Genomic DNA, 13,065 nt, shown 5'->3' with positions numbered 1-13,065 from the left:
TGCCGCCGCTCATCTTCTACGCCGTCAGACGGCCCAGCTGGGACCGCCGCAGCGAGGCCGACAAGCAGAAGCACGGCACCCACGAGGAGGACGGCGAAGCGCGAGCGCACCCGCGTGACGCGACTTCGTGAGAGGACGGGCCGACGTGGGGGCGTCGGCTCGGCGAGGGCGACACGGTTCGGGGGAAACGGCTCGCCCTCCCACGGAGGTGCTTCGATGCACCTGTCCGGCACCGATCGGACCGATCGGGTGGAGCGGGCCATTCGCTCCACCCGATCGCCACACTGTAGCGACGGGGGCGGCCCGGCCACCATACCCGCCGCCACCCGGCGCTGTGGACCGCCCGCGCGAGAGACCGAGGTCGACATGGAACTGACCGCACGACGGTACGCGAACGACGGCACTCACCAGGACGTCCCCGCGGGCGACCTGGACGGGCTGCGCCTCGTCGCCGACGCCGAGGCCGAACTCGGCGGATTCCTCTGGATCGGGTTGGCGGACCCGCAGCCCGAGCTGCTGCGCGAGTACTTCGAGCGGTTCCTGGTGCACCGTCTCGTGATCGACGACATCACCGGACACCGGGAGCAGCCGAAGGTGCAGTGGTTCGGCGACGAGCTCTTCCTGGTGATCTGGGCGCTCGATTACCACCGTGCGACCCAACGGATGCTCATCTCCGAGGTTGACCTGTTCGCCCGCGACGGGCTCCTCATCACCGTGCAACGCGGACAACGGGTGGAACGCATCGCCGAGCGGCTCGATGCGACGCGCTTCGCGCTCTCCGGCGGCGCCATCACCGGAGTCCATGCGATCGTCGCGGACATCGTGGACGGGTACGCCGATGTCGGGGCGACGCTGGAAGCCGAACTCCTCGAACTCGAGGATCAGGTCTTCGATGCTGAGGTGCAGGATGACGCCGTGCGCATCTATCGCTTGCGGAACCACATCGGCAAGGTCGATCGAGCCGTCTCCGCGATCGCTGCGGCACTAAGCCACAACGTCGAGGCCATGCGCCGCTTCGGTGCCGGACATGCGTCGATGGAGCCGTACGTCCTCGATCTCGTCGCCGACCTGGTGGCGCTCGATCGACTGACCGACGCTCAGAAGGCCGCGATCGACAGCATCATCGCGACCCATGAGAACACGGTCGCCAGCCAGGTGAGCGAGGACTCGCGCAAGATTTCGTCATTCGCCGCCCTGCTCGCGATTCCAGCCGTCGTGGCCGGCCTCTACGGAATGAACTTCAGGAACCTGCCCGGGACGAACGATTGGTGGGGCTGGATCGCCGTTGCGGCCGTGCTGGTCGGGCTCGAACTCTGGGCGTACCTCACGCTCCGCCGCCGCGGATGGCTGTAGGAAGGAAGATCATGAGCGAGCGCACTCCAACCCTCTCGAGCTCAGAGCCGGCACCGACACGCCGTGAGTGGTTCGCACTCGCCGTGCTGTCGGCCGGGCTCGGCATGATCGTCCTCGATGGCACCATCGTCGGCGTCGCGCTGCCCGACATCATCCGCGAGCTGCACCTCGACCTCACCGACGCCCAATGGGTCGGCAGTCTGTATGCCGCTCTGCTGGCAGCCCTGCTGCTCTCCACCGGCTCTCTTGCGGACCGGTTCGGCCGACGCCGTCTCTTCGTGCTCGGCATCGCCGTCTTCATGCTCGGCAGCGCGCTCGCAGCGATGGCGGATGCCGCGGGCCCGCTCATCCTCGCCCGTGCGGTGCAGGCGGTGGGCGCGGCGCTGATCATGCCGTCGACGCTCTCGACCGTGAATGCGATCTTCCGCGGGCGGTACCGGGCCGCGGCATTCGGCGTCTGGGGCGCAGTGATCTCGGGTGCCGCGGCGATCGGCCCGCTCGCGGGCGGAGCGCTCACCCAATGGGCCTCCTGGCACTGGATCTTCCTCATCAACCTGCCGCTGGGGCTGCTCGTGCTGATCGGCTCGTTGATGACGGTGCCCGAGACCCGCGGCGCGAAGGGGCGACCGGGCGCGGATGTCGACGGCGCGCTGCTCAGCGCGATCGGTTTCGGTGCGCTCGTGTTCGCCGTCATCGAAGGGCCGAGTATCGGCTGGTGGCGCCCGACCGCCGAGTTCGCGATCTTCGGCGTGACCTGGCCGAGCGACGCCCCGGTATCGCCCGTACCGATCGCCCTCGCGGTGGCCGTACTGGCGCTGGTCGCCTTCGTGTTCTGGGAACGGCATCGGCAGCGAGCGCAGCGCTCGGCGATCCTCGACCTCAACCTGTTCAAGCTGCCGACCTTCAGCTGGGGCAACGCCACAGCGGCGATGGTCGCGGTGGGCGAGTTCGCCATCATCTTCGTACTTCCGCTCTACTTGGTCAACGGACTGGGGTTGGACGTCATGAGCTCGGGTCTCGTGATCGCGGCCATGGCCATCGGTGCGTTCGCCTCCGGTGCCATGGCGAGGCACGTCGCTGCCAAGTTCGGCTCACCGACGACGGTGCTCATCGGCCTCGGCATCGAGGTGCTCGGTATCGTCGTCCTCGCCTTCGTCGTTCATGCGGGCACGTCGGCGTGGCTCGTCGCCTTGCCGCTCGTGGTCTACGGGCTGGGGCTCGGACTCGCATCGGCGCAGCTCACCGGGACCGTGCTCCAAGACGTCCCCGTCGAGGTCTCGGGTCAGGGTTCTGCGACGCAGAGCACGGTCCGCCAGATCGGTTCGGCGCTCGGCACGGCGTTCGCCGGTGCGGCGCTGTCCGTCGCGCTTGCGCTCACGCTGCCCGCCGCTCTCGCGAGCGAGGGCATCGGTGGGGCGTCCGCGAGCCGCTTGACCGAGGCGACGCGGCAGAGCGCCGGCACGAACCTGTCCGAGCTCCGAGCGGAGGGGACGGGCAGCCCACTGGGTGCAGACACCGCCGAGGCCTTGCGCGCGCTCGAGCACGGGTTCGCCGATGGGACGCGATGGGCGCTGCTCATCGCGTCGCTCTTCCTCGTCTTCGGGTTCGTCGCCGCACTGCGGCTCCGGAAGGCGGCGCGCTCGGACATCGCACCCTGAGGGTGGTGCGGTCGACGCTGCAACAGCGGCTCTCGGCGTCGCCGGGGCGCGCTCCAAGCGAACGCGAACGAGTGGAGCATCCCACCGGAGTTCGCGCACTGGCCGGGCTAGTCAGGGCTTCGGCGAGCTCGAATGCTGCGGCGCACGGCTCTAGGCTCGAAGCATGCGCCTCACCGGAACCATCCGCCCCACCGCCACGACGGAACTCGTCGCCGAGGGGCACGACCGCGGATCCGCGTACGACGCGCTCGTCGCGCTCGTTCCGGCCGGGCACGTGCTCGTGCAGGCGCACTTCTCCATGAAGGAGGGGGTGACCACCGCGAAGGGGGTCATCCGGCCGGACCGGGTCGAGACGATCGAGGCGGAGGGGCCCGACTACCAGGCGGCGAACGCCGCACTCGAAGCCGCGGTGCCCGAGGGGTACGTGCTGCTCAATCGCGTGCCGGCGTAGCGGCGGCGAGCTCCGACGCCTGCCGTGCGAGCGCGTGCGAGAGCGCAGTGACCTCGTCGCCGAGGCCCGTCCAATCGTCGGGCGCGATGCCGAGGTAGCCGTCCCTCGCCCTCTCCATGAGCGCCCGCTCGGTGGACGGGAGCGTCGCCGCCACGGCGGTGGCCGCGACATCCTTCGGCACGATCTCGCCCCCGGTGCGCAGGGTCGTGACGATGCGCGCGAAGGCGAGCAGCGTGTTGCGCTCGTCCCCGACGATCTCCTCGAGGATGTCGGGGATGATCCCGAGCATCGCCTCGGTGAGCGCGGACACCGGCACGGGCTGGACGACGTCGGCGAGCGGCGCGCCGCGCAGCACCCGGTGCGCGGTCTGCGCGGTCGCGAGCAGGATCGGCACGTCGGGGTCGTCGCTCGGCTCCGGCACCGCTCCGCCCAGGATGTCGGCCCGCAGCCACTCGCCGAACTGGTAGTCGTGCACCGCCGGCTCGGGCCAGCGGCCATCCGCCCCGATCACCACGGCCGTGAGCTCCAGCGGCCGCCCCGCCGCCGCCTCGGGGAAGGTCTCTGCATGCCCCGACCAGCCCGAGGAGTCGAGCAGCACGCGAGTCAGCTCCTCGCGTTCGGTCGTCGTCAGCGAGCGCCGGGTGAGCACCAGGAGGTCGATGTCGCTGTCGGGCCTGAGGCCGCCCGACACGGACGAGCCGTACAGGTAGACGCCGGCGAACTCGCCCGGCTCAGCGCGATCGAGGTGGTCGAGCACGGGCGCGAGGAGTTCGTCCATCCTCCGACGCTAGCAACGGCGGCCGGGGCCCGCCGTCGTTCCGCTCTCGGCAGATCCCGAGTGCGTCGCCGCTGCGCCTAGAGACTCAGGAGGGTGATCATGGTGCAGCTCAGCATCAGCGCCGCTCCGCCCCAGAACGGGATCGGGTGCGCTCGAGCGACGCGACGGAGTTCGGCGATGAGGTCCATGACGCCTCCCGATCCGGTTCGCTCCTCCTGCATGGACCAAGCATAGATGCGAAGGAAGCCGAGGTGGAAACGCTGTGCTTTATGGCTCAGCTGCGTTCGCGGGGCTCGCGGCGGAGGCGATCGGTCTCGTCGCGGTTGAACGCCGCGGCGCGTTCGAGGAACTCCGTGGCGAAGCGGATCTGCTCCTCGCTGAGCGTGTCGAGGTAGTCGTTCCAGCGCGAGGCGACGGCGCCGTAGACGGGACCGACCTCGGCGAAGACGGCCTCCGGCACCGCGGAGACGAGGACGCGTCGACGGTCCGCCGCGTCCCGGCTCCTGGTGACGAAGCCGCCCCGCTCCAGTCGGTCGAGCATGGTCGTGATCGCCCCGCCGGCGGTCAGGCCGGTGCGCGCCGCGAGCTCCCCCGGAGTGGCCGGGCCTTCGCTCAGCAGGAGGCCGAGCGCCTGGAGGTCGGTGCCGTTGAGTCCGGCGGAGCGCGCCACGGCGTCCTGGAACAGCACGGCGTGCGCCATGAAGGATCGCATCGCCTCGCCGTGATCGGCGATGGCCTCGGCGCGGCTTGAAGTGGAGTCGACCACCTGATAACCTCTCTAAAATAGAGAGACTCGAACTTCGAGACTCTTTCCACCTTCAATCTAGCGAAGGGCGAGCCATGCCAGAGGCGCTCATCATCGGCGGCGGAGTCGCGGGCCCCGCGACCGCGCTGTTCCTGCACCGTGCCGGCTGGGCCGTGCGGCTGTTCGAATCGCGCGCCGAACCGGACGCCTACGGCGGACTGTTCCTGAACGTCGCCAGCAACGGGCTCGCGGTGCTCGAGACCCTCGGGCTGCGCGAGCGGCTCGTCGCCGACGGGCACCTCAGCCCCTCCCTCGAGATGTGGAGCGGGCGGGGCCGCAAGCTCGGCACCGTGCCCAACGGCCCGGCAGGCAAACCGGAGCTCGGCTCGGTCGTCGTCCGCCGGGCCTGGCTGCACCAGGTGCTGCGGGACGCGGTCGATGCCGCGGGCATCCCGATCGTGTGGGGCGCCCGGCTCGACGACATCGAGGAGTCGCCGGGTCGCGTCACGGCCCGCTTCGCCGACGGCACCAGCGCGAGCGGCGACGTGCTCATCGGCTGCGACGGCGTCGGGTCCGTCACCCGGCGCTGGATCGATCCGAGCGCGCCGGAGCCGGCGTACACCGGCAGCCTCAGCGTCGGCGGCTTCGCGCGCGTGCCGGGCCTCGAGCCGACCCCGCTCCGCCAGCACATGGTCTTCGGTGACCGCGGCTTCTTCGGCTACCTCGTCCGCGACGACGGCACGGTGTACTGGTTCGCGAACCCGAGCCGGCCCGCGGGAGACCGATCCGCGCTGCGGGACGTGCCGGCATCCGCCTGGCTCGACGAGCTGCGCGCGGCGCACGCCGGCGACCCCGACCCGGTGCCGCGCATCCTCGACCACGTGGAGGGGGAGATCGGGGCGTATGGCATCTTCGACCTCGCCCACGTGCCGCGCTGGCACCGGGGCCGTGTCGTTGCCCTCGGTGACGCCGTGCACGCCACCTCACCGAACGCCGGCCAGGGCGCCTCCCTCGCGCTCGAGGATGCGGCCACGCTCGCGAGCTGCCTGCGGCGGGAGTCCGACCCGGCCACCGCGTTCGCCGAGTACGAGCGGCTGCGCCGGCCCCGCGTCGAAGCGGTCGTCGCCTACGCGCGCAAGCTCGGCCGGCAGAAACAGGGCGGGAGCTCCAGGTTCGCGACGGCGATCCGCGACCTCCTGCTGCCGATCTTCCTGAAGAACGCGATGAACGACACCAGGAACGACGAGCTGTACGCCTATCGCGTGCCGGTGTAGGCGGCGAGACGGGGCGCGGCACCCCGCCGACGCGGCGAATGGAGTCCTGGCCGCCGGACCGGGAGAATGGCCGCATGTCCCGTCCCCCTGTCGATGCCGTGCTGCTGGACTCCGACCCCGAGCTCCGGCGCGCCGTCGTCGGCGGCGATGGGCTCGACGCCCGTGCGGCGATGCAGGCGATCGTCACCTGGGCCGCCTCCGGCTCTCGCCGTGAGGACCTGCTGCGTCGTTCGCGCTTCCCGCTCGTCGATGACATGCTCGCCTTCCTCGTCGTCAACCAGCTCGCGTATCGCGGTGCGACCCGTCCGACCGAGCTCGCGGACGCCGTGCACACCGGGCGCTCGAACCTCTCGAAGGTCGTGCGGCGGCTCGAGGAGGCGGGCCTCGTCGGGCGGATGGTGAACCCCGACGACGGGCGCGAGACGATGATCGCCCTGACCCGGGACGGCCGGGCCGTCGCCGCACGGATCGTCGCCGCGAGCGAGCAGGACTTCGCGGGGGCGCTCTCCGAGTGGAGCGTGGCCGAGCGGGAGCGCTTCGAGGACCTGCTGATCCGCCTCGTGCGCGACCTCGACCACCGGGTCGAGGGGGAGATCCAGCGGGTCGCCGGCGTGCCCTGGCAGGAGTCCTCGTCGCGCTGGGATCCCCGTCCCGGAGGCTGAGCCGCGCCCGACGGCGAGGCAAGCGGGTGCCCGGCCCCGTGAGGAGGGCCGCACGCTCAAAATGATTGTCCCTACGACAATCATGAGGTACCGTGGTCCCACCAGGTCCCCTCGGCTTCGAAGGAGAAGCAATGCCCACCCGTCCGCTGCACTCCCGCCCCTGGTGGGTCGCCGTCGTCTCCGGCATGGCGTCCTACATCGACTCGGCCGCCATCACGGGCTTCAGCACCTCGCTCGTCATCCTCCAGCGCGACCTCGGCCTCGAGCAGTGGGAGGTCGGCGTCGCGGCCGGCGCCCTCACCCTCTCCATCGCGTTCGGCGCGCTCGTCGGCGGGCGGCTCGGCGACCGCTTCGGGCGCCGGCCGGTCTTCACCGCCACGATGGTGCTGATCGTCGTCGCGGTCGTCGCCCTGCTCGTCGCACCCTCGTTCACGGCGGTCGTGCTCGGCGCCGTGCTCCTCGGCCTCGGCACCGGCGCCGATCTGCCGGTGTCGCTCTCGACGATCGCCGAGGCGGCCACCGATCGCAATCGCGGTCGCCTGCTCGGCTTCTCGAACCTGCTGTGGATCGTCGGCATCGTCGTGAACACCGTGCTCGCGAGCGTCGTCGGGGACTGGGGGCGCGCCGGCGCCCAGGTGCTCTTCGCGCACATCGGGCTCGTCGCCGTGCTCGTGCTGCTCGGCCGGCTCACCATCCCGGAGTCGCCGAGCTGGCGGGCGGCCCGCGCGGAGCGTCGCGCCGGCGTCGCGACCATCCGCGCCGATCGAGCCCGGGTGCGCGACCTGCTGCGCCCGCCGTACCTCGTGCCGTTCCTCGCGCTGCTCGCCTTCTACGGCCTGACGAACCTCGTCGCGAACACGAGCGGCCAGTTCGGCACCTACATCGTCGTCACCTACGGCGGCGCGACCGTCGGCCAGGCCGCGCTCATCGCCCTGCCGATGGTTCCCGTCGCGGTGCTCGGATACCTCTGGTTCATGAAGATCGCCGACGGCCCGAACCGCTTCCGCTACTTCCAGATCGGCGCCGTGCTGATGATCGCCTCGAAGCTGCTGGTGGTGATCGTCGGGCTCGATCTCGTGAGCTACGCGGTCAGTGCGCTGCTCGCCGCGCTCGGCGGCGCGTTCGCCTTCGAGGGAATCATGAAGGTCTGGACGCAGGAGTCGTTCCCCACGCTGCTCCGTTCCACCGCGCAGGGTGCGATCATCGCGGTCGGACGCTTCGCCGCGGCCGGTCTCGCCGTGATCACCCCCCTCATCCTCGAGTCCGGCGTCACCCTCATGTACGCGCTGCTCACCCTGTTCAACGTGCTCGGGCTCGGCTGCGCGTGGCTCGTGTTCCGCCGGGGCCGCGCGGCCACCCGCGTGATCGACGAGGAGGGCGCCGCGGACCCCGAGGTCACGACGGAGTCGGCGGAGGCGGCCCGGTGAGCGGGCGGAGCGGAGCCCGGGTCGTCCGTATCGACCTCGAATCGCCGCGCCCGGGCGATCCCGTCCCCGTCGCCGAGCCCCGCCTCGGCTGGCGGGTCGAGGCCGACGACCCGGCGTGGCGGCAGGCGTTCGCCGAGCTCGGCTGGGAGCTCGGCGGCGCGACGACGACGGCGATGGCCAGGGTGGAGGGCGAGGGACGGCTCGGCGTGGCGTGGCCCTTCGCGCCACTCGGGCCACGCGATCAGGGCCGGCTGCGCGTCCGGGTCGCGGGCGAGGACGGGGTGACCGGCGACTGGAGCGAGCCGGTCGTGGTCGCGGCCGGATTCCTCGGCGCAGGGGAGTGGATCGCCGCGTGGATCGGCCACCCGGCTCCCGAACGGCACGCCCAGCCCGTGGTGCTCCGCCACGAGTTCAGCTGCGGCGCCGTGGTGAGAGCGACGTTGTACGCGAGCGCCGTCGGCGTCGCTCAGCTCGCGGTGAACGGTGTCGACGTCGACGACCAGGTGCTGAAACCCGGGTGGACGCCCTTCGCGAAGCGCACCGTGCACGACACCACCGACGTCACCGCGCTCGTGCGGCCCGGCGTGAACTGCCTGAGCATCCGGCTCGCCGGCGCCTGGGCGACCGAGCACTTCGGCTTCCGGCAGAACGCGCAGCCCCGCTACGGCGGTCAACCCAGGGCGGCCGCCCAGCTCCTGCTGGAGTTCGCCGACGGCACGAGCCGGTGGGTCGCGACGAACGGTGACTGGCGGGCCGCGACCGGCCCGCTGCTCGAGAGCGGTCTGTACGCGGGTGAGCGCTTCGACGCGCGCAGGGCGCTCGTCGATGCCGCTGGTCGCGACTGCGCCGAACCCGGCTACGACGACGCCGGATGGCCCCGAGCGCGGGTGCTGCCCGCCGAGGCCGTGCCCGGTGCCCGCATCTCCCCGCCCGTGCGGCGGATCGAGCAGCTCGCCCCGGTCGCCGAGCTCCCGGGCGAGGACGGGGCGACCATCCTCGATTTCGGGCAGAACCTCGTGGGGCGCCTGCGCATCCGGGTGTCCGGGCCGGAGGGCGCCACCGTCACCCTGCGGCACGCCGAGGTGCTCGAAGGCGGACGGCTCGGCACCCGACCGCTGCGTCGCGCGAGCGCGACCGATCACTACACCCTCGCCGGCACCGGCGTGGAGGAGTGGGAGCCGGAGTTCACGTTCCACGGGTTCCGCTACGCCGAGATCTCGGGATGGCCGGGCGAACTCCGGCCCGGTGACGTCGCCGCGGTCGTGGTGCACAGCGAGCTCGAGCGCACCGGGTGGTTCGAGACCTCCCATCCTCTCCTGCAGCGGCTGCACGACAACGTGGTGTGGAGCCTGCGCGGGAATTTCCTGTCCGTGCCGACCGATTGCCCGCAGCGCGACGAGCGCCTCGGCTGGACCGGGGACATCCAGGTCTTCGCGCCGACCGCCGGGTTCCTCTACGACGTACGCAGCTTCCTCGATTCTTGGCTCCGCGACCTCGCGCTCGAGCAGGACGACGACGGACTCGTGCCGTTCGTCGTGCCGAATGTCATCGGCTTGGCCCGCCCGGCTGCGGCGTGGGGCGACGCCGCGGTCGTGGTGCCCGACGAACTGCAGCGCCGTTTCGGGGACCTCGGCACGCTCGAGTGCCAGTACCCGAGCGCCCGGGCCTGGGTCGAGCTCTGCCTGCGGCTCGCCGGCCCCGCGCGGGTGTGGGAGGGCGACTTCCAGTTCGGCGACTGGCTCGACCCGACGGCACCGCCGGAGCGCCCCGGGCAGGCCATGACGGCGACCGGGCTCGTGGCCACGGCCTGCCTGGCCCGCTCGGTTCGACTGCTCGCCCGGGCGGCGCGGCTGCTCGGCCGCGACGGCGACGCGGAGCGCTACGACGGCATCGCCGAGGAGGTCCGCACGGCCTTCGTGCGCGAGTACGTCACCCCCGCCGGGCGCATGCTGTCGGACACCCCGACCGCGTACGCTCTCGGGCTCGTGTTCGAACTGCTGCCCGAGGGGCTTCGGAGTGCGGCCGGCGCCCGGCTCGCGGAGCTCGTCCGCGAGAACGGCTACCGCATCGCGACCGGCTTCGTCGGCACGCCCCTCGTCCTCGACGCGCTGACCTCGACCGGGCATGACGCCACAGCGGCGAGACTGCTGCTGCAGACCGCCTGCCCCTCATGGCTCTACCCGGTGACGATGGGGGCGACCACCATCTGGGAGCGCTGGGACTCGATGCTGCCCGACGGCACCATCAACCCCGGCGACATGACGAGCTTCAACCACTACGCACTCGGCGCGGTCGCCGACTGGATGCACCGCGAGCTCGCGGGACTCACGAGCCTCGAGCCCGGTCACCGCCGGGTGCGGCTCGCCCCGCATCCGCTCCCCGGCGTCGACGATGCCGCGGCCGCCTTCGAGAGCCCCTTCGGTCGCATCGAGCTCGGCTGGCGCCGCGACGGCGGGCTCGTCGTCGTCACCGCCACGATCCCGCTCGGGGTGGAGGCCGAGCTCGCGTTGCCCGGTGCACCGGCCGGCGCTCCGCGGGTGGTCGGCGCCGGACGGCACCGCTGGACCTGCGCGGCCCCCGAAGCGGTGCGGCCCGGAGCGGTCGGCCTCGACTCGTCCCTCGCGCAGCTCGCCGATGATCCCGAGGCGCTCGACCTCGTGGAACAGCTGCTCGAGGCGCACCGCCCCGGTGCGGTCGACGCGATGCGCGCGGCCACGCGGTGGACCCGCGGGCAGACGCTCGCCGAGCTGGTGTTCCAGTATGCGAGCCCGGCGGTGCAGGGCGAGATCGGGCATCGGCTGGATGCGCTCTCCGCGGTGCGTGAGCGGGCCGCGCGCGAGCGGGCGGCGTGAGCGGGCCGCAGCTGCGCATCGCCGTGCTCGGCGATCGCGAACCGCTCTGGCGGGCGGCGCTCGGCGCCGAGCTGCGTCGCCGCCGGGCCGGGCGCGGCGAGAGCCTGGCCGAGGCGGCAGCCCGCGCCGGGGTCAGCAGTCAATACCTCTCCGAGCTCGAGCGCGGTCGCAAGGAGGCCTCGAGCGAGGTGCTCGCCGCCCTCGCGCGCAGCTACGGGGTCCGGCTCGCCGGACTGCTCGCCGAGATCGCCGCGCAGCTCGACGAGGCCGCCGCTATCCCAGTGCGTCGAGCACCTCCGCCCGGCGCTGCGGCACCGTCTGCGAGCGCTCGTCCCAGACGCGAGTCATCCCCCCGTCGGTGAACGCCGGCCAGCCGGGGTCGCCCGTCGCGATGAAGGCGACCCAGGCGGCGTGCATCTCGCGGGCGAGGGCGGCCGGGGCATCCGCCCCGCTCAGGCGCACCGCGTCCTCGTCGTCGAGGCGGTCGAACGCGAAGGCGATCTCGATGGCGTGCGCCGCCCGGAGCTCGCGGACGGGGCTCGGCCAGGCGAACTCGTACACGAAGGTCGGCGCGATCCGCGACCGCGCGAGGCGGCTGGCGGGGGCGCGCAGCATCCGGTCGGTGACGAGTTGGCCGAGCACCTCGCCCGGCGAGGCGTGCGGGGACGCGCGCCGCACCGCGCGCGCCGCGCGCTCGGGAAGACGCATGACCCGGCGCGCGAGCCAGGCCTTCAGGCGGCCGATGCCGGCGAGCGCTTCCGGGCTGAGCCACAGCCGGTACTCGTCGGTGTTGGTGCCGATGAGGACCGGCACCTCGGCCTCGGCGAGCGCGTCGACGGGGGAGGCGGGCAGGGAGTGCGGGTCGATCGCGAGCGCGAAGCCCGGCGCGCCGTTCAGCGGCGAGGATCCGGCCGCGATCTCCGAGCGGGCCCGCAGCAGCTCGGCCGGCGGCACCGCGGCGAAGGCGTCGCGGGTGGCCGGGATGCCGAGCCGCTCCGCGATCGCATCGGAGGCGCGCCGCGCCTGCTCGGGCGCGACCGCCTCGAGCGGACCCGACTGGATGATCGCGCCGGCGACGAGGGCGCGGGACGTCGGGCGCGCGAGCAGCGAGGCGACGAGCGCGCCGCCCGCCGATTCGCCCATGATCGTGATGCGGGCGGGGTCGCCGCCGAACGCCGCGACCTCGCGGTGCACCCACTCGAGCGCGAGGGCCGCGTCGAGCAGCCCGAGGTTCGCGGGCGCACCGTCGAGCACGCTGAAGCCCTCGGCGCCGAGCCGGTAGTTCGCCGAGACGAAGACCACCCCGTCGCGCGCGAAGGTCGTGCCGTCGTATCCGGGCTGGGCCGCGGCGCCCCGCTCGAGGGCCCCGCCGTGCAGCCAGAGCACGACCGGCGCCGGGGCGGGGGCGGCGACCGCGGGAGCCCACACGTTCACCGTGAGCACGTCGTCGCCCTCGATCACGGGGCAGCTCAGCAGTTCGCCGAGCGCGCCGCGATAGGGCGACTGCGGCGCGGTCGGGCCGAAGCGATGGGCCTCGCGCAGGCCGGCCCAGGGCGCGACGGGCTCGGGCGCCGCGAAGCGGCGGGCGCCGAAGGGCGGCTCCGCATAGGGGATGCCGAGGAAGCGGTGGATGCCCGCGGCCTCGAGGCCCTCGACCGCTCCCGTCGAGAGCGACGCCGTGACGGCGGTGGCGGACCGGGGCTGCTCCGACTCGATCATCTCCTCAGCGTAGGCGGGGCGGCGCTCGGGCGGGGACGATCGCTGCTGAGGGCAGGGGGCGGTTCAGACGACGGTGCCGCCGGATCTCACCGCGTGGACCACGAGGTCGTGCAGCTCGAGCTGGCGCCCGCCGAGTGCCATCACGG

General features: G+C 72.6%; 12 protein-coding genes. 8 read left to right on the top strand and 4 right to left on the bottom strand.

Features of this window, described 5'->3' with window-relative positions; translation table 11 throughout:
- Positions 1 to 366: 366 nt before the first annotated feature.
- The 3 genes from ACFWE1_RS13670 to ACFWE1_RS13660 all read left to right on the top strand — a co-directional run bounded on the left by ACFWE1_RS13670 (position 367) and on the right by ACFWE1_RS13660 (position 3,462).
- Entirely contained in the window at positions 367 to 1,353 is a 987-nt protein-coding gene (locus ACFWE1_RS13670; protein WP_376933975.1) for a CorA family divalent cation transporter, read from the top strand.
- 11 nt (positions 1,354 to 1,364) lie between these two features.
- Positions 1,365 to 3,011, top strand: coding sequence for an MFS transporter (locus ACFWE1_RS13665; RefSeq protein WP_376933974.1), 1,647 nt, complete (start codon positions 1,365 to 1,367; stop codon positions 3,009 to 3,011).
- A gap of 163 nt (positions 3,012 to 3,174) precedes the next feature.
- Entirely contained in the window at positions 3,175 to 3,462 is a 288-nt protein-coding gene (locus tag ACFWE1_RS13660; protein ID WP_376933973.1) for a hypothetical protein, read from the top strand.
- Here ACFWE1_RS13660 and ACFWE1_RS13655 read toward each other — a convergent pair.
- The 3 genes from ACFWE1_RS13655 to ACFWE1_RS13645 form a co-directional block, all read right to left on the bottom strand.
- Positions 3,443 to 4,240 (bottom strand): aminoglycoside adenylyltransferase domain-containing protein, encoded by a 798-nt coding sequence (locus tag ACFWE1_RS13655; protein ID WP_376933972.1) that lies wholly within the window; start codon positions 4,238 to 4,240, stop codon positions 3,443 to 3,445. The genes ACFWE1_RS13660 and ACFWE1_RS13655 overlap by 20 nt on opposite strands.
- Before the next feature lie 77 nt (positions 4,241 to 4,317).
- Positions 4,318 to 4,461, bottom strand: coding sequence for a hypothetical protein (locus ACFWE1_RS13650; RefSeq protein WP_376933971.1), 144 nt, complete (start codon positions 4,459 to 4,461; stop codon positions 4,318 to 4,320).
- A 53-nt stretch (positions 4,462 to 4,514) separates the two neighbouring features.
- Positions 4,515 to 5,006: a MarR family winged helix-turn-helix transcriptional regulator gene (locus ACFWE1_RS13645; RefSeq protein ID WP_376933970.1), complete on the bottom strand. Its 492-nt coding sequence runs from the start codon at positions 5,004 to 5,006 to the stop codon at positions 4,515 to 4,517.
- 74 nt (positions 5,007 to 5,080) lie between these two features.
- On the opposite strand from ACFWE1_RS13645, the gene ACFWE1_RS13640 reads away from it, so the two are divergent.
- The 5 genes from ACFWE1_RS13640 to ACFWE1_RS13620 all read left to right on the top strand — a co-directional run bounded on the left by ACFWE1_RS13640 (position 5,081) and on the right by ACFWE1_RS13620 (position 11,562).
- Complete coding sequence (locus ACFWE1_RS13640) at positions 5,081 to 6,259, top strand: FAD-dependent oxidoreductase (protein ID WP_376933969.1); 1,179 nt, start codon at positions 5,081 to 5,083, stop codon at positions 6,257 to 6,259.
- A 74-nt stretch (positions 6,260 to 6,333) separates the two neighbouring features.
- A complete protein-coding gene (locus ACFWE1_RS13635; RefSeq protein ID WP_376933968.1) occupies positions 6,334 to 6,921 on the top strand; it encodes a MarR family winged helix-turn-helix transcriptional regulator in 588 nt (195 codons plus the stop codon).
- 131 nt (positions 6,922 to 7,052) lie between these two features.
- Complete coding sequence (locus ACFWE1_RS13630) at positions 7,053 to 8,348, top strand: MFS transporter (protein ID WP_376933967.1); 1,296 nt, start codon at positions 7,053 to 7,055, stop codon at positions 8,346 to 8,348.
- On the top strand, positions 8,345 to 11,200 hold the full coding sequence (locus tag ACFWE1_RS13625) for a family 78 glycoside hydrolase catalytic domain (protein WP_376933966.1): 2,856 nt from the start codon (positions 8,345 to 8,347) through the stop codon (positions 11,198 to 11,200). Before ACFWE1_RS13630 ends, ACFWE1_RS13625 begins: the two co-directional genes overlap by 4 nt.
- Positions 11,197 to 11,562: a helix-turn-helix domain-containing protein gene (locus ACFWE1_RS13620; RefSeq protein ID WP_376933965.1), complete on the top strand. Its 366-nt coding sequence runs from the start codon at positions 11,197 to 11,199 to the stop codon at positions 11,560 to 11,562. The genes ACFWE1_RS13625 and ACFWE1_RS13620 overlap by 4 nt, the downstream gene beginning before the upstream one ends.
- Here the strand turns inward: ACFWE1_RS13620 and ACFWE1_RS13615 are convergent.
- Entirely contained in the window at positions 11,474 to 12,919 is a 1,446-nt protein-coding gene (locus tag ACFWE1_RS13615; protein WP_376933964.1) for a carboxylesterase/lipase family protein, read from the bottom strand. The genes ACFWE1_RS13620 and ACFWE1_RS13615 overlap by 89 nt on opposite strands.
- Positions 12,920 to 13,065 lie beyond the last annotated feature (146 nt).

Origin of the sequence: Agromyces sp. NPDC060279, assembly GCF_042726785.1 — a bacterium.
In the GTDB taxonomy this organism is placed as follows: Bacteria; Actinomycetota; Actinomycetes; order Actinomycetales; family Microbacteriaceae; genus Agromyces.
This window is presented reverse-complemented; position numbering and strand designations above follow the sequence as displayed.